Source organism: Methylomonas methanica, from assembly GCF_001644035.1.
In the GTDB taxonomy this organism is placed as follows: domain Bacteria; phylum Pseudomonadota; class Gammaproteobacteria; order Methylococcales; family Methylomonadaceae; genus Methylomonas; species Methylomonas methanica_A.
Genome location: NZ_LUUG01000097.1, coordinates 1 through 15800, shown reverse-complemented (window position 1 = coordinate 15800; position 15800 = coordinate 1). Strand labels below are relative to the sequence as shown.

Genomic DNA, 15800 nt, shown 5'->3' with positions numbered 1-15800 from the left:
GATGTTATCGCGATCCGCCGAACGTTTGTACTGGATGGCCCGTTACCTGGAGCGCACCGAAAACACCGCCCGCCTGATCAGCGCCACGATGCATCTGATCTACGACTTACCGTATGGCGTGGAACTGGGCTGGCGCAATTTGTTGAATATTTGCGGTGTGGAAGAGGCGTTTTATCAGCGCTTTAAAAATCCCAGCGAGCAGAATACCACGCGGTTTTTACTGGCAGACATGAGCAATTCCGGTTCCTTGCTGGCGTCCTTGTCGTTTGCCCGGGAAAACATTCGCACCAGCCGCGAGTTGATGCCGGACGAAGCCTGGCAGCAAGTCAACGAGATGTATCTGTACGCCAATAATAACCTGGACAGTCTGTCTAATCGCCGGGGCAGAGCCTTGTTTTTGCAGGAAATCATGGCCGGTTGCCAGCGTTTTACTGGCTTTATGGCGGGGGCGATGAGCAGCAGCGACAGTGCCCGGTTTATCTGTATCGGCCGTAATCTGGAACGCGCCGACATGACTAGCCGGATTATGGATTTCGGCACGGTGCTGCTGGCGGAAAATCGCAGTACCAAAATGCGCGAGTACGAAACTATCCTGTGGATCAACGTCTTGAAGTCGTTGAGTGCGGTATTGATGTATCGCAAGCACGTCCGCAATCGAATTAAAGGCGAGGACGTTTTGAACTATCTGTTAAAAAACCCCGATTTTCCCAGGGCTGTGGTGCATTGTATCGAAGAGATTACCCACTGTATAAAGCGCTTGCCTAATGCTGTCGAACTGTTCCCGCAGCTGGAGCAATTGGAACAACAGGTACTGGCCATCGATATTAAGCAGACTACGCCGGAGCAATTGCATCAGGTGCTGGACGGCTTGCAAGCTAAGTTCGACGAGTTACACAAGCAAATCGCGGCAATGTGGTTTTTAAATAATCTTGGCGAGGACGAGCTGGAGAAAAATTGACACTATGCTAACAGGAAGGTTTTCACCATTTATGCCCTTGCTTGCTATGTGTGGTTCAGAATGTTTGTAGCGCTGTAAACCAGCATTGTTGAGCGGAAGCAAGCTTGATCGAGGGGGCGCAGCTTGGATTGCTGCTGACCCAAACCACAAGTTGCTATATCATGCAGACATCGTTTTTAAAACTAAAGGGGGAGGGTTATGGATAAGCTAAGGGCGCTGGGTCTTGGGCCGGCGGGGCAAGACGAACAAGCTGTTAAGCAACAACTGCATCTTTATATCAATCTGAAACTGGCTTCGTGCGGGCAGCCGACCTGTATCGATACCGCATCCGCGCAGTTTATGGACACCGCCCAGGACTTGCTGAACAGCTATCTGGAAAAAAGCCGGCTGCTGGCCAGTTCCTCACTGTATCCCGCCGATAGACGTATTCAAGATTTCCTGGAGCGCTATTGCGCGGATCTGGGCTTTGCCAAAATCCCCAGTTTGCCGACCATGACTTTCGAGCTGGATAAGCATGGCGTTGCGCGCGAATTATCTTTGCCCTTGGGCGAAGACGAATTTCGCTCCGAAATCGTTTCCAGTTTTCGGGTTAAGCAAGGCATTTTGCATAATCCGGCCAGCGACCGGCGTACCACGCAAGGCTCGTTTCATGTTGCCGAAGGCGGTTTACCGGTGCCTGGCGACAAAAAGCAAGTGCCCAAGCTGACTTTTGCTTTGATGCTGGGCGAGGCTTTAAATCCGCCCGACGATTTGATGGTGCTGCCGTTTACCGCCCACCAACCCAAACCGGCGCGGATGTTTGCATCCTTGCTGATGCGCCCGGTGGTCTGTCCGGAAATTCCGGGCGTTGCCGCTGAAAAATCCATGGAAATTCGTTTCTTCGCGCCGGGCAATCTGGTCAGCAATCTGGATTTTGTCGAGAGTATCTTCGGTAACGGCGGCAATCCGGCTTTGCCGGAATGCGATGCAGCCCTGGATGTGGAGCATTGGTCCGGCCACAGCGGCTGCGTAATTCTGGCGCCGCATTTAACCAAACTCTCCAAAAAACAGCTGGGTCTGCCGCATTGGGACGAAGCCAGCGAACGCCAGCGTGCCGACGGCATGTGCTGGCAAGATCCGGCGGAACTGTATAACGAAGGCCAGGCGTTTAAACTGACTGCGCGCGACCACAGCGGCGTGATTGTCACTTTGCTGGCCGACAACTATTACGGCTATTGCAAGAAGGAAGTCAAAACCCAGATCAGCTATGCCGCCAATTTATTCGGCCTGGCGGAAGAAGAGCATGCTGGCGGGGCACTGGCATTTCGCCGCGTCAATCATGGCGATGAGTTCGGGATTGGCAGTTTGACCCGCGAACCGGGCTATGATTTCGACGAGATGACCTATCACTACGGCGCGATCATGGATGTGCAGCCGGAAGGCTATGCGGTGGATAGGCATTTTCCGGAAATTATCTACGTACCGCAGGATTTGCGGATGAGTCTGGCTACCCAGAAAATTACCTGGCTCCGCAACGGCCAAAGTCATAGCATTCGCTTGCAACCGGGCAAAATCTACGTGCAGCCCAACGGTTATAAGATCGAGATGTGTAAGCATCCCGGCGCGCCATCCTGGCGCTTGATCGGCACCGTCGCGGAAGGTACGTTTTGTCACAAGCCCTGCACGGTGTCCGGCGGCGGCAAATCTGAAATTTCCAAATCCATCGAAGACGCGGCGATCTACGGACCGTTGTTCGTGGACGATTTGCAACACGATCTGGATCGGGTGCAGGCGATTTTCGATAAAGATTACACCGGCCGCTTCTTGCCGGGTTTCGAGCGCGAAGACCGCGGCCCTAGCCGAACTGTGCTCAGTCCGGAGCGCAGCCTGGGGTCGGTGATCAAGCTGTTGACACCGTCGCGCAATCATACCCAGGAATTCAACGATTGGTTGAAGTCCATTCCGCCCAGCATCCTGGCTTTGGTGTTTTTGATCAAGCGCTTTTATCGCCCGGAATGGGGTAATAACTGGCGCGATAATTTATCGGTGGACGTGATCGACGGCGCACCCGGCCATGAGCTAAAACTGAATCAACGTAAGATCGTTGCGACTTATTTACGGGTAGGTTTTGACTTGGACGGTGGCTGGCGGACCTTCAAAGTGCGGCAAGACTATATTGCCTGCGAGAAAGTGCAAATGGAAGACGATATCAGTGCCTCGGTCGTGGTGCCGACCGATGCGGTGCGCGCCTGGCTGCCGGATGAGGGCTATGAAACGAGTCTGAAACTGGTCAGCAACTGCGAATATCGGCTGTTCCAACGTCCGGACGATGCCATCATCCCCGGATACGACAAGCAGACCGAGCTGAACATGTCAGGCCCCGGCAATTTCATGGCCAATTTCGAGCCTTTGGATCATGAGCATTTGTCAGCAATCGTGGAAGATGTGATGACTTTTTCCAAATTCACCGCCCCGATGCAAAAGCTGTTAACTGAGGCTTACCAGGCTGGAAAGGGCTTTGTCGTATGTTCCGCGCATCCGCGTCTGGTGAACGGCAAGCCGTCGAAAAATCCGCGCTATCTGGAAACCCGCGTCGACGTGGTGAAACCCTTACGCAAATATGTGGCCGAGTTGGGCGCACGTTTGCATCGCAAGATTCCGCTCAATCAACCGCTATGCCATCCGGTGGATGCGGTATTGACCGGCCGTCGCAACAATCCGCCAGAGCCGGGTATTCGCGCGCTGGCGGTTTACAACCCGATACATTATCAAGAGTTGCCGGAACTGTTCATGGACTTTGTTTGTTCCTTGACCGGCAAGTCACCGTCTACGACGGGTGCGGGCAGTGAAGGCGCGCTGACCAAGGGACCATTCAACGCTTTGCGCGGCACCGCCGATCTGAACAATGCGCTGGTATCGTTCATTTTGACCGGTTACCCGGGTTTTTCCAGCTCGGCCGGGTTTATCGGTCCGGATACCCGCGTCGATCATGACATCAGCTTATTGATTCCGGAAATCTGGGCGCGACTGTCGCGAGAAGAGCGTCACCCGGCATTTCTGTTGGAGCATGGCTATCTGGAGCCGTTAACCGATTTTGAGCACAACGGGCAAATCGTCTTGGCTAGCCGCTTAGGCTATCGGATTACCAGTCATTTCGTGCATGGCTTGATGGGCAAGATCTTCGACAATCCGTATGCGGTATTTACCGACGAGATTTTGCAACCCGAGCGTCAGGATTTGGAGGTATTCGTAGACGGTATCAATAATATCGTCGAAACCCAGCAGCGTGTCGCTCAACAATATCTCGAAGACGGCAGCATAGAAGATGCCTGTCCGCCGTTGTATGCCTTGCTGCATATCATGGCCGACGGTCATTACCAGGGCAAGGATGCGCATCATCCGGAGATACGGGCGATGTTTACCCGCGATTACTTACTGGCGTCGGATTGGTATCGGGAACGGCTACATATCAAGCAGCAGCGCGACATCGCGTTATGGCAAAGACATGTCGATTATTTGAACGGTTTCTTGCAAGAGAGCAGTCACCAGTCCTTGATCGGCGAACTGAAGTTGGTCGAGCGGCACCGCCAAGCTCAGCAAAAGTTGGCGGAGCTGGCCAGTCCGGCCTATCTGGAGTCTTTGGTCGGTACCTTGGGCGCGGATCCGTTGGGGCCGTATCGGGTCGGGGCGGATTAAGCGCGACTGACTGCTGAAGTTTTGGGGTGGTCGCCGTGCTGCGGCTACTCCGCTAGCCTACCGCCGTTATTCAGTCGAGTATGCGGCTAAACTCTTCGATAGGCAGCGGTAGACGGAAAAAATAGCCTTGAGCCCGGTCGCAATGGTGTTGTGTGAGAATATCCCACTGCTGTTCGGTTTCCACTCCCTTGGCTTCGACCCGCAAGTTTAAGCCGTGGGCCAGGCCGATCAGCGAACGGACGATGCAGGCGTCGTCGGGATTATTACAGATGTCGTTGACGAAGGCTGGGGGTATTGTCAGGGTATCCACCGGAAAGCGTTTTAGTCGTCTTAGCGAAGACAGGCCTGTGCCGAAGTCGTCTACCGTCAGCCGGATGCCGCGTTGTTTCAAGCCTTGCATGAGGTGCTCGGCGTGTCCGGCGCGTTCCATCAATATGCTTTCGGAAATTTCGAATTCCAGCCGGGATGCCGGCAAGCCGGTTTCCGAGAGCACCCTATCGATCATCGCCAATAAATCGGATTGTTTGAATTGGCGTTTGGCAAGATTGACCGCCAGTTTCAATTCGCTGCGGGCTTGTAAAGCCGGGTTCATGTAATCCCGGCAGGCGCTACGCAGTATCCATTCACCGATCTCGCCGATCAAGCCGATGTCTTCGGCGATCGGTACGAATTCCTCCGGCGCCACCGGGCCGATTTCCGGCAGCCAGCGCAGCAAGGCTTCGGCGCCGACAATTCGGTCGCTGTGCAAATCGATTTTAGCCTGGTAAACCAGGGAAAATTCGTTGCGCGCCAGGCCTAGCCGTAACAGGTTTTCGATGGCTTGGCGGCGCAGTGATTGGGCGTTGGCGGTGGCGTTGTAAAACTCGAAGGTATTGCGACCGCGCTGTTTAGCCAGGTATAGCGCGTCGTCGGCATGTTTGAGCAATTGCTGGCCGTCGCTGCCGTCGGTGGGATACACGCTGATGCCGAGACTGGTGCCGATGAACAATTGATGGTCGTCGATGAAAAACGCTTGGTTGATGGTATCGATCACCCGTCTGGCGATATCGCCGGCATCGGCTGGCGTCCGTAAATTAATGCCGATCAACGCAAATTCGTCGCCGCCCAGTCTGGCGATGATTTCTTGCTCGCGCAAGCACAGCGTGATGCGTTTGCCGACCTCGATCAGCAATTTATCGCCGATTAGGTGGCCGAGGGTGTCGTTGATGCTTTTAAAATGGTCCAAATCCAAATAAATCACCGCGAAGCGAGTCTTATAGCGTTTGGCCTGGCCGATGGCCTGATCCAGGCGCTCGTTGAATAGCGTGCGATTCGGCAGGTCGGTCAGCGGGTCGTAATAGGCCATGTGGCGGATGACTTCTTCCGAATCCTTGCGGTCGTTGATGTCGTGCATGATGGACACGAAATGGGTCACGTTATGGTGCTCGTCGAGCACCGGGGTAATCGATTCCAGGCACCAGAACAACTCGCCGTTTTTTTTGCGGTTTAAAAATTCGCCGTGCCAAGCCGAGCCGGCGCGTAAAGTCGTCCACAAATCTTTATAAGTCTTGGCGGAGGTCAGATCGGATTTGAGTAGATTGGTTTTTTGGCCCAGTACGTCCTGTTCGCAGTAGCCGGTTAATTTGTAAAAGGCCGGATTGCAATATTCGATGCGGGTCTTGGGGTCGGCGATCACCACGATGCTGGAGCTGAACTGCAAGGCCAGCGACAGCTTGCGCAATTCCTGCTCGGTTTTTTTATGGCTGTCGATTTCCTGGGCCAGCGCGCTATTGGCGGCCAGCAGCTGTTTCTGGCTGGGAATGGCCAATACCTTGGGAATCAAGGGCCAGATCAGGATGGCGGTGACGATGGAGCTCACCGCGGTCGCTGCTTTGATGGCGCCGGACAGCCAGTAATCCGGTATCCAGATGTTCCAGATACTGAGTAGATGCGTGGTGCCGCACAGCAAGATAAACACGCCGAACTGCCAGTAAATCCAGCTGAACGGAATGTCGTTGCGTTTTTTTAGTACATATAACAACGCAAACGGGATGGAGTAATACGACAATACGATCAGCGCGTCGGACACCACATGCAACAGCAATAAATCGCTCTGCCATAGGTAGCAATAGCCATGCGGCATGTAGCTGGTAATGTCGAGAGTATGATCTTGCATGCTTTCGATGACCGTGATGGAAGGCGGATGTCAAAAATCGGCTACTCGGCGGCGAGCGAGCCTAGCTATTTATTCATACCTTAGCGTTATTGTGTCGTGTGGCTGGCGGGGGAGCTTAACCCAAATCCCGCTAAATAAAAATAGCTAATGCCTGGATAGTGAGATGGCCGAGCTGGGGCCGCTGAAGTGGGCGGTATTAGCGCGCGAGGATGTTTCCCGGCAGGCGTTCCATTGCCGGTTTTGGCGAGTAACGGGATATTGAACCGATCCGTCCCTGGATGGTTTTCGGGGTTTAGCCCTTGCGTTTGGCTTTGGTTTTTCCTTTGCCTTTTGGAAATTCCTGGGTGATTAGCGAGCGCGCTAGTTTACGCAGGCCGTTGGAAGAGACTTCCAGGCCCAATGGTGAGCCTATCGATTCCAGCTCGTACATCAAGTCGGTCGCGGCTATCAGCGTCACGTAGCGCAGGCTGCTGTTGCCGGGTAGTTGGGTGGACGCGTCGCGCAGCAGCGGGGCGAGTGCGTCCCAGGAACTGTTGAAGAACTTGCGTACCGGATCGTTTTCCGCAACATATTCCGCCGTCAAGCCTTGTTCAAAGGCGACACCGGCTTTTTGCAATACATCGCGCAAAGCAGCCCTGCTGGCGTCGGCATCGGTATTAATAGGTGCCTTCTCGATGTTTTTTTCCAAGGATGCTTGCCAGCCTTGCCAGAGGTTGCGCCATTGTTTCAATTCCGTTTCGTTCAATATGGGGGCCGCTTTTAAGCCGCCGGCATTTTGGTTGGTAGCGGTGTAACCCACGTTGATTAAAATACCTTTCTCATCGGCTTTGACCTGATTGAAGCGCAGGCTGTTGATAGTGTTGTGCAGTTCCTCGCTATCTTCGGCGGCGATGAAGGGGAGCAGGGTTTTCGTAATGTCCGGGCGGGATTGGTTTAAGTCGATTTTCAGGGCGGCCAGCTTAGGCTCCGCGGCTTTTTTGATCAGCGACTGCAATTGTGCGATGTTCAATGGCTGACCGTTGCGATCAAATGCATTCAATTGGGTGACAGGGAAGCTTAGTACATTGCCAGAGGCATCTAATGTCGGTTGTTGCAAGGTTTGCAATATGCCGGACCATTCGATCAAGGTCATGCATTTGCCCCCTAGCGCGGTGCCGACTCGGGCTTGCACATTGTTCTGAATTTTGACTTGGCCTTGCTCGCCGCTGATTTGCGGATGGTCCAGATCCAGAAAGCTGCATTGCTTGCCGTCTTTCCAGGCTCTTACCGATTCATTGGGGCCGTCGTAAAGCTCGCGAACCAGCACACTTTTGATTAAGCCGTACTCCATGGGCACCGGAATATTAATTTCGCGGGCAATACCAGTCTGTGCTGTCAGCAGCAAGCCGGTAGTAAGTAACAGGGTACGCATTTTTGACATGATTTACTCCTTAACGTTGTCGGGCGCGGATTGATTAAGCGCGGCCGTGCCGCGATAAGCGGATGAAATTGGGTAACGGCGGTCACGGCCAAACGCTCTGGGCGTGATGCGGATACCGGGCGGCGATTGCCGGCGTTTGTATTCGTTTCTATCGACCAGGGAAATAGCTCTGTGCACATCGGTAAGCACGAAGCCTTGCGCCACGATTTCGGCGGCGGATTTATCCTGTTCCACATACAAAGCCAGGATGGGATCCAGCACTGAATAGGGCGGCAGGGAGTCTTCGTCTTTTTGGTCCGGCGCCAATTCCGCCGATGGTGCACGGGTGATGACACGTTGCGGAATGACTGGTGACAAGGTGTTGCGGTATTCGGCCAATTGGTAGACCAGTAATTTGGATACGTCTTTCAGCGGCGCAAAACCGCCGGCCATATCGCCGTAAAGCGTGGCATAGCCCACGCTCATTTCGCTTTTATTACCCGTGGTCAACAGCAGTTTGCCTTGTTTATTGGAAAGCGCCATCAACAGCACGCCACGGCAGCGGGCCTGGATATTTTCTTCTGTCGTGTCTTTTTTGCTGCCGGCAAACAGCGGAGCCAACATTTCGTTGAAGGCCGTTACCGCCGGTTCTATGGGCAGCACATGATATTTGATGCCCAAGGCTTCGGCTTCCAGGATCGCGTCCTGGTTGCTCATGTCTTGGGTATAGCGCGATGGCATCAACACCGCTTCGACTTGATCGGCGCCTAGCGCATCGACCGCCAAGGCCAGCACCAGCGCGGAATCGATACCGCCGGACAAACCGAGAATGGCGCCACGGAAGCCGTTTTTGCGGACGTAGTCTTGAATGCCCAACACCAGCGCTTTGTATTCGCTAACCACCGGTTGATACAAGTCGGCAATGCTGGATTTTTGTGGCTGCTGATTGACGAACTCCACTACGCTCAGTTGTTCCTCAAATTCGGCGGCACGAAAAACAACATCGCCGTTACGGTCTGCCACAAACGAGGCGCCATCAAAGATCAATTCGTCCTGGCCGCCGATTTGATTGACGTAGACCAGCGGCACCTGCTCGGCTTTAATTTGCGAACAAATAATATCCTCGCGTTGCTGCATCTTGCCGGCATGAAACGGCGAGGCGTTCAGGGTCAGAATGACGTCTGCGCCGACAGCGCGGTTTTTGGCGATGATGCCGGGTTGCCAGATGTCTTCGCAAATCGTCAAAGCAAGCCGACTATCCTTGACCGTAAACAAACTGGTTTGTACGCCGGCGGTAAAGTAACGCTGTTCGTCGAATACGCCGTAGTTGGGCAATGCTTGTTTGTTATACTCGGCGAGCGTTTCGCCATCGCGTAATGCCACCGCGGTATTGTAAAGCCGGCCTTCTTGCTGTCTCGGGTAGCCGATTACAACGGTTATGCCGGTTATCTTCTCGGCAATTTCGGCAACGGCTTGTTGCGCCTGTTGAATAAAATCGGATCGAAACAGCAAGTCTTCCGGCGGATAGCCGGTAACGCATAGTTCCGGGAATACCACCAGGTCGGCCTGCTGCTGTTTGGCCTGCACGGCCGCATCAATGATTTTGGTGGTGTTGGCTTGGATGTCTGCAACCGTGAAGTTCAATTGGGCTAAAGCTATTTTTAGAGGCATTACAAACAATGTGAGGGTGGTAGGGTGCTAAGCCGCTTGGCGATGCGGAATAGTAATCAACATGCTCTCGATGCTGAGGTGATAATCAAGTTGCGTCCATTCAATTCCGGTTCCGCCACAGATAAACCGGTAGTTGGTGCGTTGCTCATCCTCTGCGGTCTGCAATTGCGGATACCAGCTTAGCGGTGTTGAGATGATTCTGCCATCAGCAAGTTCTACATGCAGATACTGGCTGTCTATACGTATATTTTTACCGGTTATCGAAGTAGCCACGCCACGCCTCCATAAATGCTTGTTGATGGGTTTCGGTAGTGTCCAGCGCCTGTTTTAAATCCTTGGGTTTCAAGGTATTTCTGGTTACGCGGAGTGTTACTAATTCTATTTTGGCAAATTCGTCACCTTTGCTGACATGTATGTGCATCGGCTCGTGTTCGTTAGCGTAAAAGAAAAACTTGAAACCGTTAAGATTCAATAGGGTGGGCATGCTGCGGATTAAAAACAATCCCGCATTGCTACCCCAATATCCGAAGGCGAACTGACCATGCTGACGCCGGCCGCTTGCATCGCCGCAATTTTGCCCGCGGCCGTGCCGGCGCCACCGGTGACAATCGCACCCGCATGGCCCATACGTTTGCCCGGCGGCGCGGTTTGGCCGGCGATGTAACCCACCACCGGTTTGCTGACATGGGCTTTGATAAAGTCCGCTGCCTGTTCTTCGTCGCTACCGCCGATTTCACCGACCATCACGATGCCATGGGTGTCCGGGTCATCCTGGAAACGGCTCAGTACATCGATAAAATTCATGCCGTGGATCGGGTCGCCGCCGATGCCGACGCAGGTGCTTTGCCCCAGGCCTTCGCGGGTGGTTTGATGCACCGCTTCGTAGGTTAAGGTGCCGGAGCGGGACACGATGCCGATTTTGCCGGGCAGATGGATATGGCCGGGCATGATGCCGATCTTGCATTGGCCCGGCGTGATCACACCGGGGCAGTTGGGACCGACTAGCAACGAGCTGGTGCCTTGCATCGCCGCTTTAACTTTTAGCATTTGCAGGACCGGAATGCCTTCGGTGATGCAGATAATCAGTTCGATTCCGGCATCGACCGCTTCCAGGATGGCGTCAGCAGCGAAAAACGGCGGTACATAGATCATCGTTGCGGTGGCGCCGGTGGCTTTCACAGCTTGTTCGACGGTGTCGAAGACCGGCAAATCCAGATGCTTGGAGCCGCCGCGGCCAGGCGTAACGCCGCCAACCAGCTGTGTGCCGTAGGCCAGCGCTTGTTCGGAGTGAAAAGTACCTTGTTTGCCGGTGAAGCCTTGGCAAATAACTTTGGTGTGTTTGTCGATCAAAATGGACATTAGACAGCCTCCGCCAATTTAACCGCCTGTTCGGCGGCACTGTTCAAATCCTCCGCCGCGTAAAGACCCAAGCCGGAGTCTTTCAACATGGCCAGCCCTTGCTCAACATTAGTACCTTCCAGTCGCACTACGACCGGTATGGTCAAATGCATTTCCTCGACTGCGGCCAGGATGCCGGCCGCAATCACATCGCATTTGACGATGCCGCCAAAAATATTTACCAGCACCGCTTTGGTGGTGCCATCGGATAAAATCAATTTAAAAGCGGCCTTAACTTTGTCTTTATTAGTACCGCCGCCCACATCCAGGAAGTTGGCCGGCGCGCCGCCTTTGAGCTTGACCATGTCCATCGTCGCCATTGCCAGTCCTGCGCCGTTGACCATGCAGCCGATATTGCCGTCCAGCGTGATGTAGTTAAGGTCGAATTGCTTGGCTTCCGCTTCCTTGGCGTCTTCCTGCGAAGCATCGCGCATTGCGGCGATGTCCGGGTGTAAGGGGATGGCGTTGTCGTCGAAATTGATCTTGCCGTCCAATGCCACCAGTTTGCCGTCATCGGTTTGGATGAGCGGGTTGATCTCGATCTGGCTGGCATCCTTGGCCAAAAACAGTTGATACAGGCCGGTCATGATGGTTTGCAGCTGGCTTTGCTGGTCCTTGCCCAGTCCCAGTGCTGCCGCAACTTGCCGGCATTGATAGGGTTGCAATCCCGCAGCGGGATGCACCGGCACGCGAACGATTTTCTCCGGCGTCTCGGCGGCCACCGCTTCGATGTCCATGCCGCCGGCGGCTGAGGCGATAAATATCAGTCGTTCGCTTTCCCGATCCAGTAACAGGCTCAAATAATATTCTTGGTTGATTGCCGAGGCTTCTTCTACCCAAACGCTATTGACCGGCAGGCCGGCGGCATCGGTTTGATGTGTGACCAAACGAGTGCCCAGCATTGCCGCGCTGAAATCCTTCACTTCATCCAGATTCCGGGCAACCTTCACTCCGCCGGCTTTACCTCTGGCGCCGGCATGGATTTGGGCTTTAACTACCCACGCAGGACTGCTCAATGTTTGAGCGGCTTGTTGCGCTTGTTCGGGCGTTGTCGCCACGGCGCCTTGCGGCGCAGGGATCGCAAACTCTTTGAAGAGTTGTTTCGCCTGGTATTCGTGAATATTCATTTAGTGCTCCATGGATGGCTTAAATCGCGGCGTCTCAAGTTGGTGCTATGATTGAACTTACAAACATTCTAACTAACTCTGCATAAAAAACACGGGCAATGCTTTCTTCATCGGTCGATACTATTTATCCCTGCCCTTTTTCCAAAGGGTACGGCATTCCCGTTCGGCAAGCATGGTTGATGTTGAAGATTTTTGCCCTCTATCGGTTCATCACCGCCAGCTTGTTTGTAATGCTGTTTTATTTGCGGTTCGGGCCGTCGTTATTGGGTTCCTACGATCCGTCATTGTACCAGTTCACCAGTATTGCCTATCTGGGGATTTCGCTGTTTGCCGCGCCGGTCGCATTTCGACCGCGTTGGGCTTACGCCAGTCTGGCACAGTTATTTATTTTTACCGATATAGTCTTCATTACCTTGTTGATGCATGCCAGCGGTGGCATTGGCAGCGGCATCGGGATCTTGCTGGCTATCTCCATCGCGGCAGGTGGCTTATTGATTGGCGGGCGCTGCGCGATGTTGTTTGCGGCCTTGGCTAGTCTGGCAATTCTTGCTGAAGAGGTATATGCGATAGAAACGCATGCCTTTGAAAATACCACCTTGACCTATGCCGGCATGCTGGGCGTGTCATTTTTTTCGATAGCGTTTTTGTCGGTAATACTGGCGCAGCGTGCCGAACAATCGGCGGTTTTGGCCAGACGGCACGAGCAGACCATCGCCAGGCTGGAGAGTCTTAACCGCTATATCATCCAGCATTTGCAATCGGGCATCATGATAGTCGATGACCGGCAGGTCACTCAGCTTTCCAATCAATCGGCGTTGCGTTTGCTGGGGTTGGTGTTGCATCCGGAGGAACTGGCCGAGGTAGCGCCGGAACTGAGGCAGGCTTTTGAGTTGTGGCGCGCCAATCGGGACCAGGATTTTGCGATTATCCAATTAGCCAATCGCAACGAAGTGCAAGTGCGATTTTCCGAGTTGAGTATGGATGACGAAGCCTTATATATGCTGATTTTCGAGGACATTGCGTTGTATAACCAACGCTTACAACAAAGCAAGCTGGCCTCTCTAGGCCGGTTGACGGCCAGTATTGCCCATGAAATTCGCAATCCGCTCAGCGCAATTAGTCATGCCGGACAGTTGTTATCGGAAGCGCCGGACTTGGATGTGCAAGAGTTGCGTTTGACGGAAATCATCCAGCACCATTGTCAGCGGGTAAACAGCATCATCGAGGACATCCTTAAGCTGTCTCGGCGCAACCCGTCGCAGAAACAAAAAATTGCTTTGGACCAGTGGTTGCCGGCCTACGTTAACGAACAGAAATTGAACCTGGGCGAGCGGGCGGAGTGCTTTAAATTGATTTTTAAAGCGCAGGGCTTGAATGCCTGTATCGATAGCGGCCACTTGAAGCAAATCCTCGACAATCTTTGCGCCAATGCCTTGCAATACGGCAGGCCGGAGTGGGGACCGATTGTGCTTGAAGTGTCTCTGGTGCAGGATGCGCCGTGTATAAAAATTATCGATAATGGCGCGGGAATTGCCGCAGAGCATCGGCAGCATTTGTTCGAACCGTTTTTTACCACCTCTCACCAAGGTACCGGTTTAGGCTTGTATATTTCCAGGGAGTTGGCCGAATTGAATCAAGCGGAATTGAGCTACGCGGCTGATCCCGGAAAACCTTGTTTTACCTTGTTGCTGGCTAATGCCGATCACGCCGTCATTGAAATATGAATATGCCTGTTACGCTGGTTGTCGACGACGAACCCGACATCAGAGAATTACTCGAAATAACCCTAAACCGGATGCACATTCAAACCCGTTGCGCGGCCAATTTGGCCGAGGCCAAACAGTTACTGGCCGGCGAGGTGTTTGATTTGTGTCTTACCGATATGAAGTTACCGGACGGTGATGGGCTGGATTTGGTCGATCACATTCAATTGGCCGGTTTACAGTTGCCGGTGGCGGTGATTACCGCACATGGCAGCATGGATATTGCGATCAAAGCCATGAAAAAAGGCGCCTTCGATTTCCTGTCCAAGCCGGTCGATCTGGCGGTGCTGCGGCAGCTGGTCAGTCATGCGCTGCAAGCCTCGCTGACCAGGGTTTCCGACAAAGAGCGGCGCACCCGCGACATCTTGCTCGGCGAGTCGGCGCTGATGTGCGCTATTCGTTCGAAGATCGACAAGGTGGCTCGCAATCAGGCGCCGGTTTATATCAGCGGCGAGTCCGGTTCGGGGAAGGAGTTGGTGGCCAGATTGATACACCAGCAAAGCCCGCGCGGCGATAAGCCGTTTATTGCGATTAACTGCGGCGCGATCCCTCCCGAATTAATGGAAAGTGAGTTCTTCGGCCATAAAAAAGGCAGTTTCACTGGCGCGGTAGCCGACAAGCAAGGTTTGTTTCAGGCGGCCGATGGCGGTACCTTGTTTTTGGACGAAGTGGCCGATTTGCCTTTACCCCTGCAAGTCAAATTGTTGCGGGCGATTCAGGAAAAAAAAGTCCGACCGGTTGGCGAGCAGCGGGAAGTCGCAGTCGATGTGCGCTTATTGAGCGCAACCCACAAGGATTTGGCCAAAATGGTCCAGGAAGGCAGTTTCAGACAAGACTTGTATTACCGGATCAATGTCATCGAACTGAGTTTACCGCCCTTGCGCGCCAGACCGGCCGATATTCCTCAGCTTACCGAGCACTTATTGGCGGGGTTGGCCACAGCTAACGGTATGGCTTTACCCAAGCTGACCGACTCGGCGCTGAACGCGTTAAAGCACTACTATTTCCCCGGCAATGTCCGGGAGTTGGAAAATATACTGGAGCGGGCGCTGGCCTTGCACGATGGCGGCGTCATCGAAGCCGACGATCTGAACCTGCCGTTGGGGATGGAGTTGGCGGCGGTCGAAGATTTCGATGCCGAGAAAATGTCGCTGGAAACCTATCTCGAAGACATAGAGAAAAAAGCCTTGAGTGCGGCGCTGGAGGAAAATCGTTGGAACAAAACCGCCACCGCTAAATACTTGGGCCTAAGTTTTCGGTCGCTACGGTATCGCTTGAAAAAGTTGGGTCTGGAATAACAAAAATCTATTGTAAGCGAGTAGGAGCCTGCTACTCGCCTAAATAACTCGAAGTATCCCTATTGATACTTGCTCATGCCTTTCAATTGTTGCAACGCGGCTTGAATTTTGGCGTTTGCGGCGTCGTCCAGTTCGTTGTTTTTATACACTTTGTCCAACAGGCCTTCTTCTACCAATGCATCTTTGATCCAGCGTTTGGCAAAGGCATAGCTGGCTGGAACTTTGGCAACTTCACCTGTGCTTGGGTTTTTCAGGCTATCGACAGCGGGCGTTGGAGACTCAGCGGCGGCTTTTTTGGCCGGGGCGGATTTACTGGCTTTGGGGGCGGCGGGTTTGGGTGTGGCGGCTTTGGCTGG

Annotated in this window: 11 protein-coding genes and 1 pseudogene; 4 read left to right on the top strand and 8 right to left on the bottom strand. The window is 53.6% G+C overall.

Annotated elements, in window-relative coordinates:
- The first annotated feature begins 1 nt into the window (after nucleotide 1).
- On the top strand, nucleotides 2-958 hold the full coding sequence (locus A1332_RS17920; protein ID WP_064009806.1) for an alpha-E domain-containing protein: 957 nt from the start codon (nucleotides 2-4) through the stop codon (nucleotides 956-958).
- A 198-nt stretch (nucleotides 959-1156) separates the two neighbouring features.
- On the top strand, nucleotides 1157-4633 hold the full coding sequence (locus A1332_RS17915) for a hypothetical protein (protein WP_064009805.1): 3477 nt from the start codon (nucleotides 1157-1159) through the stop codon (nucleotides 4631-4633).
- Between the two features lie 70 nt (nucleotides 4634-4703).
- Here the strand turns inward: A1332_RS17915 and A1332_RS17910 are convergent, their stop codons facing one another.
- The 7 genes from A1332_RS17910 to sucC form a co-directional block, all read right to left on the bottom strand.
- A complete protein-coding gene (locus A1332_RS17910; protein ID WP_064009804.1) occupies nucleotides 4704-6788 on the bottom strand; it encodes a putative bifunctional diguanylate cyclase/phosphodiesterase in 2085 nt (694 codons plus the stop codon).
- Nucleotides 6789-7080: 292 nt separating this feature from the next.
- The gene (locus A1332_RS17905) at nucleotides 7081-8208 is read right to left on the bottom strand and encodes a hypothetical protein (RefSeq protein ID WP_064009803.1); all 1128 of its coding nucleotides are present in this window, start codon (nucleotides 8206-8208) and stop codon (nucleotides 7081-7083) included.
- 3 nt (nucleotides 8209-8211) lie between these two features.
- A complete protein-coding gene (locus tag A1332_RS17900) occupies nucleotides 8212-9858 on the bottom strand; it encodes an NAD+ synthase (RefSeq protein WP_064009802.1) in 1647 nt (548 codons plus the stop codon).
- A 27-nt stretch (nucleotides 9859-9885) separates the two neighbouring features.
- Nucleotides 9886-10131, bottom strand: coding sequence for a DUF2442 domain-containing protein (locus tag A1332_RS25005; protein WP_082879763.1), 246 nt, complete (start codon nucleotides 10129-10131; stop codon nucleotides 9886-9888).
- Entirely contained in the window at nucleotides 10109-10360 is a 252-nt protein-coding gene (locus A1332_RS17895) for a DUF4160 domain-containing protein (RefSeq protein ID WP_231890352.1), read from the bottom strand. The genes A1332_RS25005 and A1332_RS17895 overlap by 23 nt, the downstream gene beginning before the upstream one ends.
- Complete coding sequence (gene sucD / locus A1332_RS17890) at nucleotides 10351-11217, bottom strand: succinate--CoA ligase subunit alpha (protein WP_064009801.1); 867 nt, start codon at nucleotides 11215-11217, stop codon at nucleotides 10351-10353. Before sucD ends, A1332_RS17895 begins: the two co-directional genes overlap by 10 nt.
- Nucleotides 11217-12383: an ADP-forming succinate--CoA ligase subunit beta gene (gene sucC, locus A1332_RS17885; RefSeq protein WP_064009800.1), complete on the bottom strand. Its 1167-nt coding sequence runs from the start codon at nucleotides 12381-12383 to the stop codon at nucleotides 11217-11219. The genes sucD and sucC overlap by 1 nt, the downstream gene beginning before the upstream one ends.
- A gap of 179 nt (nucleotides 12384-12562) precedes the next feature.
- Here sucC and A1332_RS17880 point away from each other — a divergent pair, with 179 nt between their 5' ends.
- Together A1332_RS17880 and A1332_RS17875 are read left to right on the top strand one after the other, a co-directional pair.
- Nucleotides 12563-14107, top strand: coding sequence for a sensor histidine kinase (locus tag A1332_RS17880; RefSeq protein WP_082879762.1), 1545 nt, complete (start codon nucleotides 12563-12565; stop codon nucleotides 14105-14107).
- Nucleotides 14104-15444 (top strand): sigma-54-dependent transcriptional regulator, encoded by a 1341-nt coding sequence (locus A1332_RS17875; protein ID WP_064009798.1) that lies wholly within the window; start codon nucleotides 14104-14106, stop codon nucleotides 15442-15444. Before A1332_RS17880 ends, A1332_RS17875 begins: the two co-directional genes overlap by 4 nt.
- 59 nt (nucleotides 15445-15503) lie before the next feature.
- Here the strand turns inward: A1332_RS17875 and A1332_RS25725 are convergent.
- Nucleotides 15504-15800: pseudogene (locus A1332_RS25725) on the bottom strand (hypothetical protein); the annotation flags it as partial.